The sequence below is a fragment of the Frankia sp. CcWB2 genome (assembly GCF_977927585.1).
Genome location: NZ_CDWRCM010000103.1, coordinates 1 through 10569, shown reverse-complemented (window position 1 = coordinate 10569; position 10569 = coordinate 1). Strand labels below are relative to the sequence as shown.

Below are 10569 nucleotides of genomic sequence, written 5' to 3'. Positions count from 1 at the left end.
GGCTCGTTCGCAGAACGCGCTCGGTCGCGGATTGCTCTCCCTGCTGTCCGGCGACAATCTCGACGAGGACGCGTGGGAAGACGTGGAGGCGACCCTGCTCCTCGCCGACGTCGGGGTTACGGCGACCACCGAGCTGGTCGCCGCGCTGCGGGAACGCACGAAGGTGCTCGGTGCCCGCACGCCTGCGGATGTGCGGGCGGTGCTGCGCGACGAGCTGCTTGCCCAGATCGGTACGACGACCGACCGATCGCTGCGCACGACGGCCCCGGATCGTCCCGCCGTCGTACTCGTCGTCGGTGTCAACGGTACGGGCAAGACCACGACCTGTGGAAAGATCGCGCGGCTGCTGGTCGCGGACGGGCGTACGGTCGTGCTGGGCGCGGCGGACACGTTCCGTGCCGCGGCCGCGGATCAGCTTCAGACCTGGGGTGAACGGGTCGGCGCGATCACGGTCCGCGGGGCCGAGGGGGGTGACCCCGCGTCGGTGGCGTTCGATGCGGTCCGACAGGGCACGCAGAGCGGTGTGGACACCGTGTTGATCGACACCGCCGGCCGGCTGCACACCAAGGCAGGCCTGATGGACGAGCTGGCGAAGATTAAAAGAGTGGTGGGCAAGCACGGTCCGGTCGATGAGGTGCTGCTCGTGCTCGACGCCACGACCGGTCAGAACGCGCTTGTCCAGGCACAGGTGTTCACGCAGGCGGTTGATCTCACCGGAGTCGTGCTGACCAAGCTGGACGGTACGGCCAAGGGCGGGATCGTCATCGCCGTGCAGCGCGAGCTCGGCATGCCGGTGAAACTGATCGGCTTGGGAGAGGGTCCAGACGATCTTGCTCCCTTCGAGCCGGAGGCGTTCGTCGACGCCCTGTTGGGCGAAGCTGGCTGATCGATCGAGTGGCCGCCGGATCGGCGAAGACCACAACGTGCTCAGCGTCAAGGCCTTCCGGCCGTTCGGCATGTGACCTAAGCTTCATCACTGAGCGGAGCTGTGGGGCTCCGTGGTCAGCCGCGCCATGTTCCTCGGTGTTCTCCTGGCCGGGGGGTGAGCGTCCGGCGAGGCGTCTCGCCCTCCTCAGCGCAGAGGGCGGGCCCGGCAGGTGAATGACCAGGTCGGTGTCCGTGCGGGCATGCCTCGCCGGGCCGCGCACGTCGCGTCCGCGTCGATCGGCCGATGCGTGACGTCGTCGGTTGATCGGACGCGGGGGTGTGCTGTCCTCGTCGTCGGGTGCGTACGCTGGTGCCTGCGGTCCGTCTGCGATCTCGGAGTGTGTGCGCGTGTTCGACACCCTTTCCAGCCGCCTCGACAAGGTCTTCGCGTCGCTGCGTGGCAGAGGGCGCCTTACCGATGCCGACATCGACGCCACCGCGCGGGAGATCCGGGTGGCTCTGCTCGAGGCAGACGTCGCGCTCCCGGTCGTCCGTGGCTTCGTGGCCGCGGTGAAGGAGCGTGCCCGCGGCGCCGAGGTCAGTGCGTCGTTGAACCCTGCCCAGCAGGTAATCAAGATTGTCAATGAGGAGCTCGTCGCGATCCTCGGCGGCGGCACGACGACGCTGCGGTACGCCAAGACCCCGCCGACGGTGGTCCTGCTCGCCGGCCTGCAGGGAACGGGTAAGACCACCCTGGCCGGCAAGCTCGGGCGCTGGCTCAAGGCCCAGGGTCACACCCCGCTGCTGGTCGCGGCCGACCTGCAGCGTCCGAACGCGGTCAACCAGCTGCAGGTGGTCGGGGCGCGGGCCGGGGTGGAGGTCTTCGCGCCCGAGCCCGGCAACGGGGTCGGGGATCCGGTGCGCGTCGCGCGCGACGCGCTCGCGCACGCGCGCCGGCAGGTCTTCGATGTGGTCGTCGTCGACACGGCCGGGCGGCTCGGCGTCGACGAGGAGATGATGCGGCAGGCGGCCGACATCCGCGACGCCGTCTCACCGGATGAGATTCTCTTCGTCCTGGACGCGATGATCGGTCAGGACGCGGTCGCGACCGCGAGCGCCTTCGCCGATGGCGTGGGATTCAGCGGAGTGGTCCTGACCAAGCTTGATGGCGACGCGCGCGGTGGTGCGGCCCTCTCGGTCGCCCAGGTGACCGGTCGGCCGATCATGTTCGCCTCCACCGGCGAGGCCCTGGACGACTTCGACGTCTTCCACCCGGAACGCATGGCGTCGCGGATCCTCGGTATGGGTGACGTCCTCACCCTCATCGAGCAGGCCGAGAAGGCGTTCGAGGCCGAGCAGGCCGAGGCCATGGCGGCGAAGATGGTCGCCTCCGAGTTCACTCTCGAGGATTTCCTCGAGCAGATGCTCGCGGTCCGCAAGATGGGCCCGATCGGCAACCTGCTCGGCATGCTGCCGGGTATGGGCCAGATGAAGGATCAACTGGCGCAGGTCGACGATCGGGACGTCGATCGGGTGGTTGCGATCATTCGGTCCATGACGCCGACGGAACGGCGTGATCCCAGGATCCTGCAGGCGTCCCGCAAGGCTCGGGTCGCGCGTGGATCCGGGGCCACGGTCACCGAGGTCAACCAGTTGCTGGACCGGTTCGCCGAGGCCCGCAAGATGATGCGGCAGATGGCCGGCGGCATGGGGATGCCGGGGGGGATGGGTCGAGCGAAGGCCGCCTCGGCTCGCAAGGCCGCGAAGAAGGGCAAGGGAGCCAGCCGCAAGGGTAATCCGGCGGCACGGGCGGCCCAGGCCAAGGCGCAGAAGTCCACTGCGCAGGAGCGGCTGGCGAAGGGCCCCGCGCTTCCGGACGGCATGCCGGATCTCTCGGCGCTGATGCGGCAGCAGGACGGCTTCGGTGGGATGCCGCCGCGCGGCCCCCGCGGGGGCCGTTGACCCGCGCGAGGCGGCCGTGGTGGATGCACGGGCTCCCCGGTCGTGCGCGGCGGTCACGATCTGGCAGACTGTAAGCTCAATACAGGCCCTGCCTGCCAGCGCCGGTGTGGCTGCCCTCATTCCTCGCGGTGTCGCGGTTCCTCGCGGTGTCGCGCGGGAGATGTGTGAGTGGTTGTCCGGCGCGGGTGCTTCCCACCACCGGGGCTCCATGCGCAGCCGTGGAAAACCAGTGGTCATCGACATGTCTGGAGCCGTTCGACCACCGTGGCAACCAAGATTAAACTGCAGCGTCTCGGCAAGATGCGCGAGCCGCACTACCGCATCGTCGTGGCCGATGCCCGTACCAAGCGGGATGGTCGGGTCATCGAGTCCATCGGGCAGTACCACCCCAAGTCCGACCCGAGCATCATCAAGGTCGACGCCGAGCGGGTGGGGCACTGGCTCTCGGTCGGTGCACAGCCCACCGAGCCCGTCCTCGCGATCCTCAAGGTCACCGGGGACTGGCAGAAGTTCAAGAACCTGCCGGCGCCCCCGCCGATGAAGGTCGCCGAGCCAAAGGCGGACAAGCGGGAGATCTTCCAGGCGGCCGCGCGGGCTGCCGCGGGCGCCGAGGACCGGCCGGCCACCACGCCGAAGAAGGCCAAGAAGTCCGGGTCGGCAGAGTCGGCAGAGGAAGTGGAAGCCGCCCCGGCCACGGACGCACCGACGACCGCGGGGCAGTAGGTGCTGGAGGCGGCCCTCGAACATCTTGTGCGAGGCATCGTCGATCACCCCGACGACGTCCGGGTGGACCTGAACAACGGTCGGCGTGGACGTACCCTGGAGGTGCGGGTGCACCCCGAAGATCTCGGGAAGGTCATCGGTCGGCGAGGCCGTACCGCTCGTGAGCTGCGCACGGTGATGGGCGGTGTCGGAGGCCGGGGCCTTCGGATCGACGTTGTCGATGTGGATCATTAGGATCCGCCGATGCTGTCGCGAGCTTCGTCCTGATTGCTCGAGAAGTCGTGGCTGAGGAGATCGTCGTCGGGCGGATCGGCCGGCCGCATGGCATCCGCGGTGAGGTCACGATCGAGATTCGCACCGACGTGCCCCACCGCAGGTTCGCCGTAGGGGCAGTCCTCGGTCGCGAAGGGGGCGGAACTCCGCTCACCGTCTCCGGCGCTCGTTGGCACTCGGGTCGCCTGTTGCTTCACTTTCGCGGGGTGGACGATCGTGGCGCCGCGGAGGCGCTGCGCGGCGTGCTCCTGGCTATCGACGCGGATCAGGCGGGATCGCCGCTCGACGACGATGCCGCCGACGGCGAGGCCGTGGAGATGTGGTGGGATCGGGACCTGGTCGGCCTGCGGGCGGTGACCACGGCGGGCATGTTGTTGGGGCACGTCACCGGCATCATTCACTCCCCTGCGGGAGACCTGCTCGCGATCGGCGGCCCGGACGGTGGCGAGCATCTCGTCCCCTTCGTCCGTGACATCGTGCCGACCGTCGACCCCCCCGCCGGCCGGATCGTCGTGGATCCGCCGCCCGGCCTGCTCGATCTCGATTGACTCGGGTCCTGCGCCGGAAGTTGGCTGCGCCGCCTCGGCCCGGTCTTCGGCTGGCGGGCAGGTCGGGTTTCCCGGCAGGCAGCCGATACCTCTGAGAACCGATATCTCTGAAAGCAGCCGATGCGCGCCGACATCGTCACCATCTTCCCGGCCTATCTCGAGCCACTGCGTCTGTCGCTCGTGGGCCGGGCCCAGGAGCGCGGAACCCTGCAGATCCATACACATGATTTGCGGATGTGGACCACGGATGTTCATCGCACCGTGGATGACGCCCCCTACGGGGGAGGCCCGGGAATGGTCATGCGGCCCGAGCCCTGGGACGCGGCGTTGTCGGAGATCACCGCACGAGTGGCCGGTAGCCGGCCCCGGGTCGTCGTGCCGACCCCGGCGGGGACTCCGTTCACTCAGCGATATGCCGAAGAGTTGGCGCGCGAGCCCTGGCTGGTGTTCTGCTGCGGGCGCTACGAGGGTATCGACGCCAGGATGATCGAGACCTGGGCCGATGACGAGATCTCCATCGGAGACTATGTGCTGGCCGGGGGCGAGGCCGCGACTCTGGTGATTCTCGAAGCGGTTACGCGGCTGCTGCCCGGAGTCCTCGGTAACAGTGCCTCGGTCGTCGACGACTCTTTCTCCGACGGCTTGCTGGAAGGCCCGGTCTACACCCGTCCGCCGGTATGGCGGGGGGCCGAGGTGCCGTCCGTTCTCCGCTCCGGCGATCATGAGGCGATCGCCCGCTGGCGTCGTTCCCAGGCGCTTCGTCGTACCCTGTTGCGGCGCCCGGACCTCCTGGAACGCCGCGAGTTCGCCGAAGCGGACCGAGCCGTACTCGCTGCCGCCGCTGCCGAGGCTGCCGGGCGGATGGTGCCGGGCCCCCACCGAGGGGACCGGCCTGATCCATCGTCGTGACGTCGAGGGGCCAGGCGAGGGGCAGGGCGGTCCGGTCTCTCTCCTAGGTGTGGCACAGTAGGATGCAGTGTCCGTCGGTTCGTGACCGGTTCGGGCGGCCTCGGGTCGCATGTCTTCCCCGCGGGACACCTCGCGGTGATTGCGTCCACCCATGCCGGCCAGATCGGCCTCGACCATGGATTGTCCGTCTCGGTGCGTTCCGGGGCCGCGGACGATCCATTCTCAACTCTTCAGGAAGCGACTGCCATGCACACCCTGGACAGCCTCGACGCCGAGTCGCTGAGGACCGACGTGCCCGAGTTCTGGCCGGGCGACACCCTCAAGGTCCACGTGCGGGTTGTCGAAGGAAACCGTCAGCGCATCCAGGTCTTCCAGGGTGCCGTCATCCGCCGCCAGGGTGGCGGGGTGCGGGAGACCTTCACCGTCCGTAAGGTCAGCTTCGGCGTGGGCGTGGAGCGGACCTTTCCCCTCCACAGCCCGATCGTCTCGAAGATCGAGGTCGTGAGCCGCGGTGACGTCCGACGGGCCAAGCTGTACTACCTGCGTCAGCTGCGCGGTAAGGCTGCCAAGATCAAGGAGAAGCGTGAGCCGGTCGCGCGCTGAGGTCACCGCCACCCCGTGACGCGTCCGGATTCTCCATCCGCGACTTGCCGGTTGCCCGTGCAGGTGCCGTCGCCGTTGATGGAAGAAGATAGGCGGCACGGTCCGCAACGCTGTCGCAAGGTGCGGCTGGTGGCACGTCGACCGGTCCGATGAGGTTTGGCGGTCGATCCTGCGAGGTGGCGGCGTGAACGCATCCGATCCCAGTGGGCCTCGGGTACCGGGAAGGACCGAGTGCGGCCAGCCGGACGGCGCGCAGCCGAGCCCTGCGACCGAGCCAGACGGCCCGAAGGACCAGGCGCAGCCCGACGGTCCGGAAGCCACCGGTCGTCGGGTTTCCCGGCCTGAGGCGGCGCGGGCCCGTGGCCGTGGCTCGTTCCTCCGCGAGCTCCCGGTCCTTGTGCTGATCGCCTTTCTGCTCGCCCTGCTCATCAAGGCTTTTCTGGTCCAGGCGTTCTGGATCCCCTCGGAGTCGATGGAACGGACACTGCTCGTCGACGACCGGGTTCTTGTCAACAAGGTCGTCTACCACTTCCGCGACGTGCATCGGGGTGAGATCGTCGTCTTCAACGGCAAGGGGACCGGATTCGATCATGCCGAGTCCGTCGTCCCGCCGCCGAGCAACGCGTTCAGCAGGTTCGTTCGTGGCGCGCAGAACCTGTTGGGTCTCGGGGCTCCGAGCGAGACCGACTTCATCAAACGCGTCATAGCGGTCGGCGGCGACACGGTCGCGTGTTGCGATACCGCGGGCAGAGTCTCGGTCAACGGCCATCCGCTCGACGAGCCGTACGTCTACCAGAACGACTATCAGCGGTTCGGCCCGCTGACCGTCCCGGCTGGCTACCTGTGGGTGATGGGTGACCATCGCGGGGCCTCCTCGGATGCCCGGCAGAACGGGCCGATCCCGAAGCATGCGGTGGTGGGACGGGCCTTCGTCCGTGTCTGGCCACTCGGCCGGTTCGGATTCCTGGGCGTTCCAAACGATTTCGCCGGGATTCCCGTCGAGTCGGTGGTGTCTCCGGCTCCTCGTGCGCCGGCCGGGTCGGCCACGTCGGCCACATCGGCCGCGTTGTCTTCCGCCGACGACGCCGCGGTGCCGCTGCCGGGCTCCCCGGCCACGGATGACGCATCCCTGTTCGCCCTTGCCGTGCTAATCCCCCCGGCGTGGACCGCCACCCGTCGGCCCCGCCGGATGCCACGAGGACCCACGCGCACGCGCGCGTCAGGGACGGCTCGGCGCCGCGGTCCGTCATGAGACACTACGGTGCCGCTCTTCGCCGGGATGCGGGGCTGTTCGGTTACGAGCGCGCTCTGAACAGGCATGGTCTCGGTCCGGTCGCAGGGGTCGACGAGGCGGGTCGTGGGGCATGCGCCGGACCCTTGGTCGTCGCCGCGGTGATTCTGGCTCCGGAGGCTCGTCGACGGCTGGCGCGGTTGGCCGACTCCAAGCTCCTGACCGAGCAGATCCGTGAGAGTGTTTTCGAGGACGTGACGGCCGCCGCCGAGGCGTGGTCGACCGTCGTCATCTCCGCGGCCGAGATCGATCGGGTCAGCCTGCACGTAGCCAACATCACCGGAATGCGACGCGCGGTGGCGCGCCTGCCTGTGCGCCCAGGGTACGTGCTCACGGATGGATTCGCGGTCGCCGGTTTCGGAGCGGAGTCGTTGGCGGTGGTGAAGGGAGACCGGGTGGTCGCGTGCGTGGCGGCAGCCTCGGTCGTGGCGAAGGTGACGAGGGACCGGATCATGCGTGCGTTGCACACGCGCTATGCCGAGTACGATTTCGCGCAGCACAAGGGATACGTCACCGCGGCCCACGCGGCGGCGCTGGCGCGCTGCGGACCGTGTGACGAGCATCGGATGTCGTACGTCAACGTGGCTGCGCATGCGGCGACGACGAGGGAAGCACGATCATTGCGGCTGGAGGACAGGGTGCTTGTGACCAGCCGACATGGCGTCACGGAGACTGTATGAGCGCGGAAGACCTCGAGAAGTACGAGACCGAGATGGAGTTGCAGCTCTATCGCGAGTACCGCGACGTGGTGGGGCTTTTTTCGTATGTGATCGAAACCGAGCGCCGCTTCTACCTCGCGAACGACTACCAGATCGAGGTCAGGAACAGCACGGACGGCGAGGTCTTCTTCGAGTTGATCTTGCGGGACGCCTGGGTGTGGGACATGTTCCGTCCTGCGCGTTTTGTTAAAAATGTCCGAGTAGTCACCTTTAAAGATATCAACGTCGAGGAGTTGACCAAGGCCGAGCTCTGACGCCGACTCTCGGCGTCACGCTTTCCAGCCCCGGCCGCTTGATCGCTTCGGCGTCTTGATCGTCTCGGCGGTATGTTCGGCAGATCGGCATCTCATTCCGGTCGGTCGTCGCCTGGATCGACAGTGCGAGTCGGCCCGTCACCGAAGCCCGTGATGCCCCGCTGAGATGTCCGCCCAGCTCGTTCCTGTGGAGAAACCCTCGCCATCCACATATCGATCATGTGGATGGCTCTCCGGCCCGCCCACGTCCACGCTGGTCACGACCGGCGGGCACCCGTCCCCCGGCGAACGGGAGCGGCGATGCGGGCAAAGGACGCACTGGGCAGGTTCGGCGAAGATGTCGCCGCCCGCCATCTGGCGGCGGTCGGCGCCGAGATCCTCGACCGTAACTGGCGCTGCCGCGAGGGCGAGCTCGATCTCGTTGTGCAGGACGGTGAGAGCCTGGTGTTCTGCGAGGTCAAGACCCGATCCGGGACGCGTTACGGATCGGCCGCCGAGGCCGTCGTGGGTCGCAAGGCGGCTCGGATCAGACGCCTGGCTGCCCGATGGCTCGCAGAGCACCCCCACGCCTCGTCGTTGGTGTGTTTCGACGTCCTCCTGGTGTCCCGCCCTCCGGCGGGTCCGGTTCGTGTCGAGCACATCCGGGGAGCGTTCTGATGGCCCTCGCGCGGGCCCGGGGGGCGGCGGTCGTCGGGGTCGAAGGTCACATCGTCGAGGTGGAGGCGGATCTCGCCAATGGTCTTCCGCGGCTGACTCTCATCGGTCTGCCCGATGCCGCGTTGCATGAGTCACGGGATCGGATTCGCGCCGCGATCGTGAACTCGGGCCAACGGTGGCCTGATCGGCGCATCACGCTCGGGTTGTTCCCCGCCACCCTCCCGAAATCGGGCAGTGGTTTCGACCTGGCTATGGCGGTGGCGATCCTCACCGCGGCCGGTGTGGTGCCGCGCGCCGCCCTGCTCCGTCGGGTACTCATCGGCGAGCTGGCGCTGGATGGCCGGGTGCGCGGTGTCCGCGGGGTGCTCCCGGCGGTACTTCGGGCGGTGGCTGCCGGTATCGAACGGGTCGTGGTACCGGCGGGCAACGCCGCCGAGGCGGCGCTGGTACCGGGCGCGGTGGTAGAGCCCGCTGTCGATCTCACCAGTGTGCTGGCGCTCCTGCGGGGAGAGATCGCCGCCGAGCCCGTGGCGGCCCCCACGGCCGAAGCTGCCTCCACCGACGGTCAGGTCGGGGATCTGGCGGACGTGGCGGGGCAGAGCAGGGGCCGGCTGGCCGTCGAGGTCGCGGCGGCCGGTGGCCACCACCTGTTCATGCAGGGGCCGCCCGGCAGTGGCAAGACCATGCTGGCCGACAGACTGCCCGGGCTGCTGCCGAACCTCGGTACCGAGGCCGCTCTCGAGGTGACCGCGGTCCATTCGGTCGCCGGCCTGCTGCCCGCGGACTGCCCGCTCGTCACCCGACCGCCGTATCGTAGTCCGCACCACAGCGCGACCCCGGCGGCACTCGTCGGGGCAGGCTCGACGGTGATTCGGCCCGGGCTGGCCAGTCAGGCGCACCGGGGCATCCTGTTTTTGGACGAGGCGCCAGAGTTTACCCGTCAAAGTCTCGATGCGCTACGTCAACCGTTGGAGAGCGGCGAGATCGAGATCGCCCGCGCTCGCGCGACGACACGGTTTCCCGCCCGCTTCCAGCTGGTTCTGGCCGCGAATCCCTGCCCGTGTTCGAAGGCCCGTGGCCCACGCGCGGTGGGCTGCGAGTGCCCGAGCCTGGTCCGTCGGCGCTATCTGGCCCGTTTGTCCGGGCCGCTCCTGGATCGGATCGACATCCAGGTGGCGTTGAGCGATCCCAGCCGGGCGGAGCTACGGGCGGACCGTGGCCAGGGTGATTCGTCCGCGGTCGTCGCGGCGCGGGTCGCCGCGGCCCAGGAGGCGACCCGGGTCCGGCTGGCCGGAACGCCGTGGCGGCTCAACGCGGAGGTGCCGGGGCCGGCGATGCGCCGACTGTGGCCGCTGCCGGCGAGGGCGACGGCCGTGGCCGAGCGGGCATTCGAAAGAGGCCTGCTCACCGCGCGCGGTCTCGACCGTGTCCTGAGGTTGGCGTGGACCTTCGCCGATCTCGCCGGACGGGGCACGCCCGGTCCCGAGCAGTTCGGTGCCGCGCTGGATCTGAGATTGCCCGGGTGGTCGGCATGAGCATGGGAGGCCCCCGTGGGGACGCTCCTGACCGTGACGTGAACCGTGTCGCGCAGGAGACCGTGTCGCGCAGGAGGAAGAAGCCGCATCCGGTGCCGTCTTCAGGGAGTGGGACATGAGCTCGACGACTCCGCCGGATGCCCGGGGGGCGGATCCCGGTCCCGCGCCCGGGAGGGTGGCACCGGATGACACCGACTGGTCGGATCCCGAGCGGTTGGCCCGTGTCGT

12 protein-coding genes are annotated in these 10569 nt (G+C 68.8%); all 12 read left to right on the top strand.

Features of this window, described 5'->3' with window-relative positions; genetic code table 11:
* Nucleotides 1–886 (top strand): signal recognition particle-docking protein FtsY (gene ftsY, locus ACY45C_RS12430; RefSeq protein ID WP_462187778.1); only part of this gene is annotated, 886 nt, incomplete at its 5' end.
* Nucleotides 887–1275: 389 nt separating this feature from the next.
* Entirely contained in the window at nucleotides 1276–2829 is a 1554-nt protein-coding gene (gene ffh, locus ACY45C_RS12425; protein ID WP_462187777.1) for a signal recognition particle protein, read from the top strand.
* 264 nt (nucleotides 2830–3093) lie between these two features.
* Nucleotides 3094–3552 (top strand): 30S ribosomal protein S16, encoded by a 459-nt coding sequence (rpsP, locus tag ACY45C_RS12420; protein ID WP_462187776.1) that lies wholly within the window; start codon nucleotides 3094–3096, stop codon nucleotides 3550–3552.
* A complete protein-coding gene (locus tag ACY45C_RS12415) occupies nucleotides 3553–3786 on the top strand; it encodes an RNA-binding protein (protein WP_462187775.1) in 234 nt (77 codons plus the stop codon).
* A 47-nt stretch (nucleotides 3787–3833) separates the two neighbouring features.
* A complete protein-coding gene (gene rimM, locus ACY45C_RS12410) occupies nucleotides 3834–4373 on the top strand; it encodes a ribosome maturation factor RimM (protein WP_462187774.1) in 540 nt (179 codons plus the stop codon).
* A 120-nt stretch (nucleotides 4374–4493) separates the two neighbouring features.
* Entirely contained in the window at nucleotides 4494–5282 is a 789-nt protein-coding gene (trmD, locus tag ACY45C_RS12405; protein WP_462187773.1) for a tRNA (guanosine(37)-N1)-methyltransferase TrmD, read from the top strand.
* Between the two features lie 246 nt (nucleotides 5283–5528).
* Nucleotides 5529–5885 carry a 50S ribosomal protein L19 gene (gene rplS / locus ACY45C_RS12400; protein ID WP_462187772.1) on the top strand — a complete coding sequence of 119 codons (357 nt, stop codon included), beginning with the start codon at nucleotides 5529–5531 and terminating at the stop codon, nucleotides 5883–5885.
* A 397-nt stretch (nucleotides 5886–6282) separates the two neighbouring features.
* A complete protein-coding gene (gene lepB / locus ACY45C_RS12395) occupies nucleotides 6283–7137 on the top strand; it encodes a signal peptidase I (RefSeq protein WP_462187771.1) in 855 nt (284 codons plus the stop codon).
* The gene (locus ACY45C_RS12390; RefSeq protein WP_462187770.1) at nucleotides 7134–7856 is read left to right on the top strand and encodes a ribonuclease HII; all 723 of its coding nucleotides are present in this window, start codon (nucleotides 7134–7136) and stop codon (nucleotides 7854–7856) included. The genes lepB and ACY45C_RS12390 overlap by 4 nt, the downstream gene beginning before the upstream one ends.
* A complete protein-coding gene (locus ACY45C_RS12385) occupies nucleotides 7853–8149 on the top strand; it encodes a DUF2469 domain-containing protein (RefSeq protein WP_011437963.1) in 297 nt (98 codons plus the stop codon). Before ACY45C_RS12390 ends, ACY45C_RS12385 begins: the two co-directional genes overlap by 4 nt.
* Before the next feature lie 300 nt (nucleotides 8150–8449).
* The gene (locus ACY45C_RS12380) at nucleotides 8450–8806 is read left to right on the top strand and encodes a YraN family protein (protein WP_462187769.1); all 357 of its coding nucleotides are present in this window, start codon (nucleotides 8450–8452) and stop codon (nucleotides 8804–8806) included.
* Nucleotides 8806–10341 (top strand): YifB family Mg chelatase-like AAA ATPase, encoded by a 1536-nt coding sequence (locus ACY45C_RS12375; protein WP_462187768.1) that lies wholly within the window; start codon nucleotides 8806–8808, stop codon nucleotides 10339–10341. Before ACY45C_RS12380 ends, ACY45C_RS12375 begins: the two co-directional genes overlap by 1 nt.
* Nucleotides 10342–10569: the final 228 nt, after the last annotated feature.